Origin of the sequence: Sulfitobacter sp. 1A13679 (genome assembly GCF_043557115.1) — a bacterium.
Taxonomy (GTDB): Bacteria; Pseudomonadota; Alphaproteobacteria; order Rhodobacterales; family Rhodobacteraceae; genus Sulfitobacter; species Sulfitobacter faviae.
In genome coordinates, this window is sequence record NZ_JBIFFO010000014.1 from 54838 (window position 1) to 69235 (window position 14398).

Annotated in this window: 5 protein-coding genes; all 5 read left to right on the top strand. The window is 66.1% G+C overall.

Annotated features, from left to right (window positions below; genetic code table 11):
- Window positions 1-25 precede the first annotated feature (25 nt).
- Complete coding sequence (locus ACGYLA_RS12335) at window positions 26-1519, top strand: hypothetical protein (protein WP_394432778.1); 1494 nt, start codon at window positions 26-28, stop codon at window positions 1517-1519.
- Between the two features lie 169 nt (window positions 1520-1688).
- On the top strand, window positions 1689-8123 hold the full coding sequence (locus tag ACGYLA_RS12340; RefSeq protein WP_394432780.1) for a type I polyketide synthase: 6435 nt from the start codon (window positions 1689-1691) through the stop codon (window positions 8121-8123).
- Complete coding sequence (locus ACGYLA_RS12345; RefSeq protein ID WP_394432851.1) at window positions 8123-9130, top strand: glycosyltransferase family 2 protein; 1008 nt, start codon at window positions 8123-8125, stop codon at window positions 9128-9130. The genes ACGYLA_RS12340 and ACGYLA_RS12345 overlap by 1 nt, the downstream gene beginning before the upstream one ends.
- Window positions 9130-13713 carry a MupA/Atu3671 family FMN-dependent luciferase-like monooxygenase gene (locus tag ACGYLA_RS12350; RefSeq protein ID WP_394432782.1) on the top strand — a complete coding sequence of 1528 codons (4584 nt, stop codon included), beginning with the start codon at window positions 9130-9132 and terminating at the stop codon, window positions 13711-13713. Before ACGYLA_RS12345 ends, ACGYLA_RS12350 begins: the two co-directional genes overlap by 1 nt.
- Window positions 13714-13780: 67 nt before the next feature.
- Entirely contained in the window at window positions 13781-14395 is a 615-nt protein-coding gene (locus tag ACGYLA_RS12355) for a 4'-phosphopantetheinyl transferase (protein ID WP_394432784.1), read from the top strand.
- The last annotated feature ends 3 nt before the right edge of the window (window positions 14396-14398 follow it).

Sequence of the window (14398 nt, forward strand, 5' to 3'; positions counted from 1 at the left end):
AGCGGGATGACAGGGCTGGGGCCAGATGGTATTTTCGCCCGGCCCCATCCTGCCGCGCCCCGACGCGGCTTTCGCGAAGGACGTCATGCCAAATCCCGTCGCCTATCTGATGTTGCTGATCTGGCCCTTCGTCTGTCTGGCCCTGTTTCGCAACCTGCCGCTCCAGCGGGCGCTGATCTGGTCGATCCTCGGCGGCTATCTGTTCCTGCCCCCGCTGGCGGAGTTCAACCTGCCGCTGGTGCCGGGGCTCGACAAAGTGTCGATCCCGAACCTGAGCGTCTTGCTGATCATCTGGCTGGGCACGCAGGAGAAATTGCAGCTTTGGCCCACTTCGCGTCTGGCGGGGCTTTTGGTGCTGGGGCTGGTCTTTTCGGCGGTGCCCACGGTGCTGACCAACGGCGATCCGATCCTGTTTCAGTCGATCCGCGGCTTTGAGCCGATCCTTTTCCCCGTCGACACGCTGCCGGGGCTTTCGATCCGTGACATCGGCTCGGTGCTGATCGGGCAGGTGCTGATGCTGGTGCCCTTCCTGCTGGCGCGGCAGTTCCTTGCGGATGAAAACGGGCTGCGGGAATTGCTCTTGGCCTTCATGGTTGGCGGGGTGATCTACTCCGTGCCTTCGCTGTTCGAGATCCGGTTCTCACCGCAGCTCAACACATGGATCTACGGGTTCTTCCAGCACTCCTTTGAACAGATGATGCGCAATGGGGGCTTTCGCCCCATCGTGTTCCTTCCCCATGCGCTGTGGCTGGCGTTGTTTATGTGTATCGCGCTGCTGTCGGCGGTGGCGCTGGCGCGGCAGACCCCAGTGATCGACCGCTGGAAGATGCTCTTGCTGGCGGGCTATCTCGCCGTGGTTCTGCTGCTGTGCAAAAGCCTTGCCTCGCTGGCCTATGCGCTTCTTTTGGTGCCGATGGTGCTGCTGACCCCGGCGCGGTGGCAGATCCGTCTGGCGGTGGTCTTTGCCATCGTGGCGGTGATCTATCCGATGCTGCGCAATGCCGGTCTGGTGCCGCTCGATGCGATCCTTGCACAGGCCGAGGCGATCAGCGCGGACCGGGCGCAATCGCTTGGCTACCGCTTTATGAACGAAGAGCAACTGCTGGCGCGGGCCGCCGAGAAACCGTGGTTCGGCTGGGGCGGATGGGGGCGCAACCTGATCCGCGATGCGACGAACGGCAATATCCTGTCGATCCCCGATGGCCGCTGGATCATCGTTTTCGGCACTTTCGGCTGGCTGGGCTACCTATGTGAGATGGGCCTTCTGGCGCTGCCGATCATCCTCGTGGGGCTGCACCTCTACCGGATGGGCGATGCGGGCCTATCCCCATGGCTGGCACCGCTGCTTTTGATCCTTGGCATTACCATGATGGACATGTTGCTTAATGCCACGCTGACGCCGCTTACTTGGCTCACGGCTGGAGCGATCCTTGGCCATGCCGAAGGGTTGGTGGCGGCGCGCAAGGGGCGGAACAGGATGGACGCCCCCGCGTTGAACGCAAAGCGGACGGTTTTCTAAACCGCGTCCCATTCACGGCGCTGTGAAGTGATTTTGGCCGAAAGTGACGCTAGGGCACGTTATCGGCTCATTTTCGCCAGATTCGCCTGTTGTATGCTTCACCCGAAGCTTAAATTGAACCTCAAGGGTGCCGCACTGTGGCCAAGCGGGCGGTGGGACATGTGTCGCAATGAATAGCACGGACAACACTCTTTCGCGCGGTGACATCGCGATCGTCGGCATGTCGGTGACGGTGCCCGGCGCCGAAGGGATTGATGCCTATTGGGCGAACCTGCGCGACGGGGTAAGCGCGCTCAAGCGGCGCGACGCGGACCAGTTGCGCGCCGCCGGAGAAAGCGCTGAGCGGATGGCCCGGCCAAACTATTTGCCCGTCACCGCCGATATGCCCGGCTATGACATGTTCGATGCGGAGTTCTTTGGCTTTTCGCCAAAAGACGCCGCCATCCTTGACCCGCAGCACCGCAAGTTTCTCGAGGTCGCATGGGAGGCGATGGAGCAGGCGGGGCATATGCCCGAACGCCTCTCCGGCCCGGTGGGCGTCTATGCCGGCTGCGGCATGGGGAGCTATTTTTATTTCAACATCTGCTCGAACCCAGACCTCGTCGACGATGTGGGCATGTTCCTGCTGCGCCATACCGGGAACGACAAGGATTTCCTCTCGACCCGGGTGAGCCATGTGCTTGACCTCAAAGGCCCGTCGATCAGCCTGCAAACCGCCTGTTCGACTTCACTGGTGGCGATCCACTACGCCGCGCAGGCGCTGCGCGCGGGTGAGATCGACATGGCGCTGGCCGGCGGGGTGACGATCGAACTGCCGCAGGGGCGCGGCTATGAGTTCAAGGAAAACGAGATCCTTTCGCCTGATGGCGAATGCCACGCTTTCGACCACCGCGCGCAGGGCACCGTCTTCGGCTCTGGCGCAGGCGCCGTGGCGCTCAGACGGTTGGAGGATGCCATCGCCGATGGTGATCCCATCTGGGCGGTCATCAAAGGCTCGGCGGTGAACAACGACGGGGCGGCCAAGGCGGGCTATCTGGCACCTTCCGTGGACGGACAGACCGCCGCCATCGCCCGCGCGCTCAATGATGCGGGCGTGGCGGCGCAGAGCATCGGCATGGTCGAATGCCACGGCACCGGCACCTATCTGGGCGACCCGATCGAGGTGGCCGCGCTGAACCAAGCCTACCGCGCCGAGACGCAGGCCGAAGACTTCTGCCGCATCGGATCGGTCAAGACCAACATCGGCCATCTCGACACCGCGGCGGGGGTGGCGGGGCTGGCCAAGGCGGCGCTGTCGCTGCACCACAAGCAGATCCCGCCTTCGCTGGGTTATGAGGCGCCGAACCCCGCGATCCCTTTTGAGGGCTCGCCCTTCCGCGTCAATGACCGGCTTTACGACTGGCCCGGCCAAAGCACCCCGCGCCGCGCCGCCGTCAATGCGCTTGGCGTGGGCGGCACCAATGCGCATATGATCTTGGAAGAGGCACCGGCCCGCGCGGCCTCGGAAGACAGCGATTTCCCTTTCCATGTGCTCTGCCTCTCGGGGCGCAGCAAGGCGGCCTTGGACGCCAATAGCGCCGCGCTCGCAGCACATCTGCGCGCCCCTCCCGAACAGCCCTTGGCCGATGTGGCCTTCACCCTGAAAGAGGGCCGTCGCGGTTTTGACAAACGCCGCGTCTTGGTGGCCGAAAGCCATGAGGAGGCCGCGGCCCTGCTGGAGGCGGGCGACAGCCGCCGCGTCTTTACCCATGACCACCTCGGCCCTGATCCCGAAGTCGTTTTCATGTTCCCCGGCGGCGGCGCGCAATATGCCGATATGGCGCGCGATCTTTACGAGACCGAGCCGGTCTTTGCCGAATGGATGGACCGGGGGCTGGCCCATCTTGCCCCGCAACTCGACTACGATATTCGCGCGATCTGGCTGCCGGAGCCTGAGGGCCGCGCGGCAGCCGAAGCCAAGCTGAAACGCCCCTCGGTGCAATTGCCGCTGATCATGATCGTTGAATATGCGCTGGCGCAGCTTTGGCTGTCTTGGGGCGTGAAACCCGCCGCGATGGTGGGGCATTCCATGGGCGAGAATGTCGCCGCCTGCCTTGCCGGGGTGATGCGTTTTGAAGACTGTATCGACCTTGTGCTGCTGCGCGGGCGGCTTTTTGATGAGGTGCCATCGGGCGGGATGATTAGTATCGCCGCGCCGCTGGAGCGGATCACGCCGCTTCTGGGCGACGCCCTTGATATCGCCAGCGTGAACGGCCCGGAACTGATCGCCGTTTCCGGCCCCGAAGACGCGCTGGAGGCGCTGCAAGAGCGGCTCGACGCCGCCGGTCTCGATCATCAGCGCATCGCCATCGACATCGCCGCCCACTCGCGGATGTTGGACCCGATCCTTGACCGTTACCGTGCCTTCCTCGCCACGCTTGACCTGCGCGCGCCGCAGATGCCCTTCCTGTCGAACCGCAGTGGCGAGGTGATCACGGCGCAGATGGCGACGGACCCCGATTATTGGGTCGAACAGCTGCGTCACACGGTGAATTTTGCCGTTTGCATCGATACTCTGAGCAGCGATGTGCCGCGGGTTTTCCTTGAGGTCGGGCCGGGCAAGGCGCTGTCGGCCCTCGCGCAGATGAACGCGGATGTGGCGCCGGGGCAGGTGATCTCCTCACTGCGCCATCCTGAACAAGAGATCGCGGACGACGCCTATTTCCTCAGCGTGATTGGGCGGCTCTGGGCCTGCGGGGTCGAGGCTGACTGGGCGCAGATCTGGGGCGAGGCGCGGCGCAACCGCGTGGTGCTGCCGACCTATCAATTCCAGCGCGCGCGCTATTTCATCGAGCCGGGTGAGGCGGCGGCGCGCCCTGCCGAACAACCGCTCCAGCGGCTGGAGGATACCGGCGACTGGGGCGCGCTGCCGCATTGGCAACCGCGCTATGCCGAACGGGATTTGGACCTCTCCGGCCCGCTGAACTGGCTCGTCTTTTCCGACACGGCGGGGCTGGGGGCCGAGGCCGCGGCACGGTTGCGGGCCGAAGGGCACCGGGTGGTCGAGGTCACGGCGGGTGATGCCTTTGACCGCGTCAGCGCCGATCATTTCACGCTTGCCGCCGAACAGGGGCGGTCGGGCTATGACCAGTTGATCGCAGCGCTTGAGGCCGATGGGCAGAGGCCCGACCGGATCGCGCATTTCTGGCTGACCGATGATCAGGCCGCCCCGCGCCCCGGCTCCAGCCGGTTTGACCGCAATGTCGAACAGGGGTTCTGGAGCCTGACGTGGCTCGCCCAGTCTTTGGCTGAGGCCGAGAACCCCGCGCCGCTGCACCTCAGCGTCTTCACAACCGGTGCCGCGCAGGTGGCAGAGGAGGGGCTGGCCTATCCTGAAAAAGCGCTCATCTCCGGCCCCGTCGGGGTCATGGCGCGCGAGGTGCCGGGGCTGACGGCAACGCAGATCGACTTGCCCGAGGTCGCGCCTGTGGCCCCTTCGGGATGGTTCGCAAAACCGGTGGCGCCCGCGCCGGTGATTGACCCCTCGGACTTGATCGAAGAGCTTTTGGCGACCCCCGCCAACCTCCAAGTCGCCCACCGTGCTGGCCGGCGCTATGAGCTGGGCTACCGCGCCGCCGCGCTGCCCGAGGCTGATCTGCCAGGCTGGAAGTCTCAGGGAAGCTACCTCATCACCGGCGGTTTCGGGGGCATCGGCCTGACCCTCGCGGCGGATATTTTGGAGACGTCCGGCACCCGCGTAATCCTGCTAAGCCGCGCGGCCCTCCCGATGCGCCATGAATGGGAAAGCTACCTTGCCAGCCACGGCCCGGCTGATGCCACGGCGCGCCGCCTGCGGGCTGTCCTGCGGCTTGAGGCCAAGGCGGCGCAATCGGGCGGGGCGGTCGAAGTGGCCCGGGCTGATGTCGCCAACCTTGCGCAGATGCGCCGGGTGATCGACGACCTGACCGCGCGCCACGGCGGGCTGACGGGGGTGATCCATGCCGCGGGGGTGCTGGATGATGCGCCGCTTTTGGCCAAGAGGGATGCGGATATCGATGCGGTGCTTGCGCCCAAGGTGCAGGGGCTGCGGGTCTTGGATCAACTGCTGCCCGATGGCACGCTCGACCTCATGGTGCTCTTTTCCTCGACCTCCACCGCGACCCGCGCGGCGGGGCAGGTGGATTATGTGGCGGCCAATGCCTGGCTCAACGCCTTTGCGCAATCGCGGCGCGCGGCGCAGACCCGCGTGGTGGCGGTGAACTGGGGCGTTTGGGCCGATGTCGGCATGGCGGCAGAGAGCTTTGGTGGCGGCGGTGCCGTTGCGCTGCCTGCCCGCCCGATCAAGGCAGCGCTGCTGGAAACCGCCGGGTCGGGCGAGAGCGGCGCGCCCGAATTTACGACCGAGATTGCAGCCTCGCATTGGCTGCTCGCCCAACACCGCACCTTGGATGGCCGCGCGATCATGCCCGGCACGGGCTATATCGAGCTTTTGGCCGAAGCGGCGGCGGCCCAAGGGCTAGGCGGCTTCACCCTGCAAGACCTCTATTTCCTGCGCCCCCTGCCGCTGGCCGATGGGGCGCAGCGTCGGATCAAGATCACCCTGGCGCCTGAGGGTGCGGGCTTTGCCGCCGAGTTGCGCAGCGCCTGTGTGGTCAACGGCAAGCCTGCGTGGCAGTTGCATGTCCAAGCGCGGATGTCTCCGGCGGACGGCAGGGCCGAACCGCTTGACCTCGCGGCCATCGCCGCCCGGTGCGAGGATGTGGCCGAGGCCGCACCCGGGCGCCATCTGCCCGCTGTTCAAGAGGCACATTTGAAGTTCGGCCCGCGCTGGCATGTATTGCAGCGCATGGCCCTCGGGCAAGGTGAGGGCATCGCCACGTTGCACCTGCCTGAGGCAGCACAGGGTGATCTGACCGATGGCTACCTGATGCACCCCGGTCTGATGGATATCGCCACCGGCTGGGCCATGGCGCTGATCCCCGGCTATGCCGCGCGCCACCTTTGGGTGCCGCTGTCCTATGGGGAGATCACGCTCCACGCCCCGCTGCCAGCCGAGGTCCGCTCGCATGTCCGGCTGGCCGAGGGCACGGGGGCCGAGGGTTTGGCCCGTTTCGACGTGACGATCACCGATCCGCAGGGCATGGTTCTGGTCGAGGTTCGCGATTTCGCGATGAAGCGGCTTGAAGGGGCCTTTGCCGATGTGTCCCCGCCTGACGCCCGCGAAGTGATCTTTGAGGATGCCGACAGCAGCGAAAGCCTCAGCCCCGCCGAGGAGCGTCTGGCCCGTCTGGTGCGCCAAGGCATCCGCGCGCAGGAGGGGCCAGAGGCGCTGCGCCGCGCGCTGGCGCTGGAGGCGCCGCAGGTCATGGTCTCTTCGCTGCCCTTGCAGGGGCTGATCGCGCAGGCCGATGCGCCGCTGACCGATGCGGCCGCCCAAGGGCAGAGCTTCGAGCGGCCCGATCTCGACGGCTCCTTCGTGGCGCCGCGCAATGGGATCGAAGAGAGATTGGCCGAGATCTGGTCGAACCTATTGGGCGTCAGCCCCGTGGGGGTCGAGGACAGTTTCTTTGACCTCGGCGGCCATTCCCTGATGGCGGTGCGCCTCTTCGCGGCGGTCAAACGGGAGTTCAAGGTGGAGTTCCCGATCTCCGTCCTTTTCGAAGCGCCGACCATCGCCAAATGCGCAGCGCTGATCGCGGCGGAGCGCGGGGATTTGGCGCAGGCGGAGGCGGTCGAGACGCAGGCGGCGGGCTCGCAACAGCGCTTTGACTACCTCGTGCCGCTCAACCAGTCCTCGCAGAACGCGACGCCGCTGTTCGTGGTCGCCGGGATGTTCGGCAATGTGCTGAACCTGCGCCATCTTGCCCTGCCGTTTAGCAATGAGCGCCCGGTCTATGGGGTGCAGGCCCGTGGGCTGATCGGAGACGCGGCCCCTCATGAAAAGGTGCAAGCCGCCGCGGCGGATTACATCGCCGAAATCCGCGCCTTGCAGCCCCAAGGGCCTTATTTGCTGGCCGGATACTCCGGCGGCGGGATCACGGCCTATGAGATGGCGCAGCAGTTGAAAGCCGCGGGGCAGGAGGTGGCCGTTCTTGCGATGCTCGACACGCCGTTGCCCGTGCGCCCGTCGCTCAGCAAAATCGACAAGGTGCATATCAAGCTGGCCGAACTGCGCTGCAAAGGCCCGGCCTATCTGCTGGAATGGGCGCGCAACCGCTGGGCGTGGGAGCGTGAGCGGCGCCGGGCGCCGCAAGAGACGAGCGGCGAGGGCGAGGGGGTTTCCTTTAACAGCCTGCGCATTCAGGCGGCGTTCCTCCGCGCGGTGGGGCGGTATGAAACCCCGCAGTGGGACGGGCCGATGACCCTGTTCCGCCCGCCGTTGGATCGCCATTGGGCGGTCTCTGCCGGGCAGTATGTCACGGCGGAAAAGGAATATGTCTATGAGGACAACCAGTGGCGGCAATACGCGCCGCGCTTGCAGGTGATCGAAGTGCCGGGCGATCACGTCAGCATGGTGCTGGCCCCGAATGTGACCGTGCTGGCCCAAGAGTTGGCCGAGGTGATCGCGGCGGCCCTGTCCGAAGGCGCAGGCCACGACCACACCCAAGCCACGGCGGCGGAATGATGCAACAACCGCCCCGCCTTCTGGTCGTCATCCTCAATTACCGCACCGCAGAGATGACCCTGCGCGCGGCTGAGGCCGCATTGGCCGATATGCCCGATGCGGGTGCCGAATTGGTGATCGTCGACAATGACAGCGGCGATGGCTCTGCCGCGCTACTGGCGCAGGAGATCGCCGCGCGGGGCTGGGGCGCGGGCAACCGGGTGCGGCTGATCGCTTCGCCCCGCAATGGCGGCTTTGGCGCGGGCAACAACTTGGCCATGCGGGCGGGAATGTCCGACGGGTCCGCGCCGGATTTCGTGCATGTGGTGAACTCGGATGCCTTCCTCGATCGCGGCTGTATCGGGGCGCTCTTAAATCATCTGCAAAACCACCCCCGCGCCGGATTGGCTGGCAGCCATGTCCGCGGAGAGGATGATCTGCCACATGCCACGGCCTTTCGTTTCCCCTCTGCCGCCGGAGAGTTGGAGGCCGCTGCGCGCTTTGGCCCGCTGACGCGGCTGCTCGCTGCCTCGGTCGTGGCGCCGCCCCTGCCTGAAAAGGCGGCGCAGGTCGATTGGGTGGCCGGGGCCAGCGTCATGATGCGGTGGGAGATGTTGGCCGAGATCGGCCTCTTCGACGAAGCCTATTTCCTCTATTATGAGGAAACCGACCTTTGCCTTCGGGCCGCGCGGGCGGGTTGGGACTGCTGGTATGTGCCGCAGGCGCGCTGCGTGCATGTCGGCTCAGTCTCGACCGGGATGAAGGAATGGCGGCGCATGCCGCGCTATTGGTTCGACAGCCGCCACCGCTATTTCGCCAAGAACCATGGCCGCGCCTATGCCGCACTGGCCACGCTCGCGCGGCTTGCCGGGGGCGGGTTGCACCATCTGCGCTGCCTGCTCACCGGGCGCCGCCCGGAAGACGCGCCGGGTTTCTATCGCGACCTTGCGGCCCATGCGCTCACCGCGCGGCGCGCGACCCCCGCTGTTCAAGACCCAAGCCGTAGCCCCGCCACGGAGGACCGTTGATGACCGTCAGCTTCAAGACAGACCCGTTCACCGCCCTCTTAATGGGCGACGAATCCCTCACCATCGCCTGCGGCGAAATGCTGCTGGCGGGCGGGCACGGGATCGCTGCCGTGATCACCCGCGACGACACCGTGCGCGCTTGGGCCGAGGGGCAGGGGCTGGCGCTTTGCCGCGATGCCGAGGAACTCTTGCCGATGGGGCTGTCCGCCGACTGGATGTTGAGCATCGCCAACCTGCGGCTGATCCCCGACACGGTTCTGGCGCTGCCCAAACGCGGGGCGGTCAACTTTCACGATGGTCCGCTGCCGCGCTATGCCGGGCTCAACACACCCGCTTGGGCGATCATCAATGGCGAGGCGCGGCATGGGGTCAGTTGGCATCTGATCGAGACCGGCGTCGATACCGGCGACCTGCTGGCGCAGCGCGAGGTTGATATCGCAGCCGATGAGACGGCCTTCAGCCTCAATTCCAAATGCTACGCCGCCGGGATGGAAAGCTTTGGCGAGGTTCTGGCCCAGTTGGAAAGCGGCAGCCTGCAAGGCACCGCCCAAGACCTGAGCCAGCGCAGCTATCTCGCGAAGGACAAACGTCCCGAGAACGGCGGGCTGATCGATTTTACCAAAACGGCGGAGGAGATCGGCGCGCTGGTCCGCGGCCTTGATTTCGGAAGCTATTGGAACCCGCTGACCACGGCGAAAATTCTGGGCACGGGTGGCACGGTGCTGGCCGTGTCCCGCGTGGAACGCGCGGCGGGGCAGGGCGGCACGCCCGGCGAGGTTGTTGAGGTCGACGAGGCGCGGCTGATCGTGGCGGCGCAGAATGCGCATATCGCCCTCCATGACCTGCGCGATATGGCGGGCGAAAGCGTTGCTCCCGCGCAGTTTTTCGCCCCCGGGGATATGTTGCTCCAGACGGCAGGCCCGGTTCCGGCACCGGCTGAAGAGGCATATTGGCGGCGCGCTCTGACCGGCTTCGACGCGCTGCCGGTCCCCTTGGCCACCGCAACCGAAACGCCGAAGACATGGGTGGCGCGGGAGATCACCTTGCCGCAGGGGAGTGACCCCGCGCAGCAGGTCGCAGCCGCAGCCTTAGTTGCCCTGCGCAGCGCCGGGGCCACCGAAGGCGGCATCGCTTTGCGGCGTGAAGGCGCGCCCGCGCCGCTCATCGCCGACTGGCTGCCGATCACCATCACGGCAGAGGCGAAGACCCCCCTGACTGAGTTGCTGGCTCAGCTGGATCCCCAACTCACCCGCGCGAAGGATGCCGCAGGTTTCGCCCGCGACCTGCCGCTGCGCGATCCGGCGATTGATGTGGCTGCCGCCCCGGAGTTCGCGATCTCCTTTAGCGATGAACCGCTTGCGGGCGCCGCGCTAACCCTCTGCCTCACCCCACAAGGCGCGCAGCTCCATGCCGACAGCACACGGCTGACCGACGCCGCGGTCGACCTCCTCGCCGCACGCCTTGAGGCGGCCTTTGCCAAGATCATCGAGGCCTCGGACTGCGGCACCGTCTGGGCGCTTCCAGAGACCGAGGCGCAGACCTTGGCCCGCGTCAACGCGACGACGCGCGCCTATGACCCCCACACCATCCACGCCGCTTTCGAGGCGCAGGTGGAGCGCACCCCCGACGCGCCCGCGCTGGTCTTTGAAGGTGAGACGCTGAGCTACGCCGCATTGAACACCCGCGCCAACCAATTGGCGCATCTGCTGCGCGATAGGGGGGCGGGACCGGGGATGCCGGTGGCGCTTTGCGTCGCACGAGGGGTGGACCTGCTGGTCGGCACGCTTGGCATCCTGAAAGCCGGGGCCGCCTATGTGCCGCTTGATCCGGCCTATCCGGCAGACCGTCTGGCGCATTACCTCTCGGACAGCGGCGCATCTATTGTGGTCACGCAATCGGCCCTCACCGCCAGCCTGCCCGGGCATGACGCCCAGGTGGTTGAGATCGACCGCGACCCGCGCCTTGCCACGGCACCGACGGCGAACCCAGCCGCCAGCGCCGGGCCGGATGACCTCGCCTATCTGATCTACACCTCCGGCTCGACCGGGACGCCCAAGGGGGTGATGGTCAGCCATGCTAATGTGGCGAATTTCTTTGCCGGGATGGACGACCGGATCGACCATGAGGCGGGGGCGGTCTGGCTTGCTGTGACAAGTCTCAGCTTCGACATTTCGGTCTTGGAGCTGTTTTGGACCCTCGCGCGAGGCTTCAAGCTGGTGCTGGCGGGCGATGACAACCGGGCGCTCATGTCGAACGGCCCAATCGCCACGAGCGACCGCAGGATCGACTTTAACCTGTTCTATTGGGGCAATGACGATGGCGTCGGCCCCAAGAAATACGAGTTGCTGCTTGAAGGGGCGAAATTCGCCGACGCCCACGGGTTCAACGCGGTCTGGACGCCCGAGCGGCACTTTCATGCCTTTGGCGGCCCTTACCCCAACCCCTCCGTCACCGGCGCGGCAGTTGCGGCGGTGACGCAAAACCTCGACGTTCGGGCGGGGTCTTGCGTGGCGCCGCTGCACCATCCCGCACGGATCGCCGAGGAATGGGCGGTGATCGATAATCTGACCAATGGGCGCGTCGGTCTCGCCATTGCCAGCGGCTGGCAGCCCGACGATTTCGTGCTGCGCCCGGAGAACACGCCGCCCGAAAACAAGCCCGCGATGTATGACGCCATCGACCAGTTGCGCAGGCTCTGGGCCGGGGAGCCGGTAGAGTTCCCCCGCGCCGATGGCACGCCCCACGCGGTGGTGACCCAGCCGCGCCCCGTCTCTGACAAACTGCCGATCTGGGTGACCACGGCGGGCAATCCGCAGACTTGGAAGGAAGCGGGGGAGATTGGGGCCAATGTGCTGACCCACCTGCTGGGCCAGTCCGTGGAGGAGGTTGCCGAGAAGATCAAGATTTACCATGACGCCCTGCGCGCGGCGGGCCATGATCCGGCGGACCATCGGGTCACCGTCATGCTGCACAGCTATCTCGCCCAGACCCGCGCCGAGGCCGAAGAGACGGCGCGCGGGCCGATGAAGGAATACCTGCGGTCGGCGGCGGGGCTGATCAAGCAATACGCATGGGCCTTCCCGGCCTTCAAGAAACCGGCGGGCACGACGAATCCGTTTGAGATCGACCTCGAAGGTCTCTCGCCTGAGGAAATGGACGCGATCCTTGAGTTCGCCTTTCAACGCTATTTCAACGACAGCGGCATGTTCGGCACCGTGGCCGATGGTCTGGCGCGGGCCGAGCAGCTCAAGCGTATCGGCGTGGATGAAATCGCCTGTCTGATCGACTATGGCATTCCGACCGACAAGGTGATGGCGGGGCTTGCGCCCTTGGCCGAGGTGTTGCACCGCGCCAATGCAGGCGGGCAACCGGCGGCGGATGACCACTCCATCGCCGCGCAGATCATCCGCCACGGGGTGACCCATCTGCAATGCACGCCTTCGATGGCGCAGATGATGGTGATGAACGACGAGGCGCGCGGCGCTTTGGCGCGGATCAAATCGCTGATCATCGGGGGGGAGGCGCTGCCCGGCACCCTGCTGCGCGGGCTGCGCGCGGCGACCTCGGCGCAGATCCAGAACATGTATGGCCCGACCGAGACGACGATCTGGTCCACGACCCATATGCTCGACAGTGCCGAGGCCACCACCGCGCCCATCGGCAGGCCAATCGCCAATACGCAGGTTCATATCCTCGACCCCGCGCGGCAGCCGCTGCCCATCGGTGCTTCGGGGGAGCTATGGATCGGGGGCGATGGCGTCACGCAGGGCTATTGGCAACGGGCCGAGATGACAGCGACGCGTTTCATCGACGATTCTTTCACCGGCAGGGGCCACCTTTACGGCACGGGCGATCTGGTGCGGATGGACGCCGAGGGCGTGCTGCATTTCGAGGGCCGCGCCGATGCGCAGGTCAAGATCCGTGGCCACCGGATTGAGCTGGGCGAGGTTGAGGCGCGTCTTGCCGAGTTGCCGGGGGTGCGCCAAGCCGTGGCGGTGCTGCGCGAGGATGCCGGGCAGGGTGGCGCGCAGTTGATCGGCTATGTGGTCGCGGAAAAGACGGTGGATAGCGACGCCGCGCGGCGGCAATTGGCCGCGCATCTCCCTGATATCATGGTGCCGCAGGCCATCGTCACCCTCTCTGCCATGCCACTGACGCCAAACAAGAAAATCGACCGCAAGGCGCTGCCCGCCCCGAGCCGACAAAGCGCGCCGGCCCCTGCCGCGCCGGAGGCCGAGACGCCCGCAGGCGGCAGCCAAGCGGCGATCGCGCAGGTCTGGAGCGCGCTTTTGGGGCTAGGGGACATTCGCGGCGAGGATAACTTCTTTGCCCTCGGCGGCCACTCGCTGCTGGCGGTACAGGCGCATCGCGACATTAAGGCGGCTTTGGATGTCAGCGCCCTGTCGATCACCGATATCTTCCGTTTCCCTACCCTTGCCGGACTGGCGGCACATATCGACGGGCTGGGGGGCAAGACCACCGCACCGGCCAAGACGCCTTCTGCCGCCGAGCCCTCCGCGCGGTCCGAGACCATGTCGAAACGTCGCCTCATGCGGGCCGCGCGTGGCCGCGGGCGGGGTTGAAGTGACGGCGGAAGCCGAGATCAGGACTGCCGTTCAGGCTCTTTTCGATCTCCCGGTCGCTGTTGCCGTGACCCGACCCGACGGAGCCTATCCGCCGTTGCTGGGGGACGAGGCGACCCTCATCGCACGGGCACGACCCAAGCGTGCAGCCGAATTCACCGCCGGACGCCACGCGGCACGGGAGGCGATGCAGGCGCTTGGCCATCCGCCTGCGCGGGTGCTGGCCAGCGCCGACCGCGCGCCGATTTGGCCACCCGCCCTGACCGGCTCAATCAGCCACTGTGACGACTGGTGCATCGCGGTTCTGGCGCGCAGGGCAGAGGTGGAGACCCTCGGCGTCGATATTGAAGACGACAGCCCGCTGCCCGCAGACCTGCTCACCGAAATCTGCCTTCCGGCGGAAATCACCCGCCTCGGCGGTGCGGACCTAGCGGTTGCGAAACGCATCTTTTGCGCCAAGGAGGCGGCCTATAAGGCGCAGTACCCAGCGACCAAGGCGCTTTTTGGCTTTGATCGGCTTGAGGTCACCCTATCTGGCGGTAATACCACCTTCGACGCGCGATTTACCCAAGACACAGAGGGCTTTAGCCGCGGCGATAAGCTGCCGGGGCGGATCGCGTCGGTGGCGGGCCACCTTGTCAGCGGGGTGGCGATTGGGCAGATTGATCGCAAAGGAGCTTGATCT

Coding starts and splice junctions, on each gene's coding strand:
- ACGYLA_RS12335 (WP_394432778.1), top strand. CDS start 26: ATGGTATTTTCGCCCGGCCCCATCCTGCCGCGCCCCGACGCGGCTTTC.
- ACGYLA_RS12340 (WP_394432780.1), top strand. CDS start 1,689: ATGAATAGCACGGACAACACTCTTTCGCGCGGTGACATCGCGATCGTC.
- ACGYLA_RS12345 (WP_394432851.1), top strand. CDS start 8,123: ATGCAACAACCGCCCCGCCTTCTGGTCGTCATCCTCAATTACCGCACC.
- ACGYLA_RS12350 (WP_394432782.1), top strand. CDS start 9,130: ATGACCGTCAGCTTCAAGACAGACCCGTTCACCGCCCTCTTAATGGGC.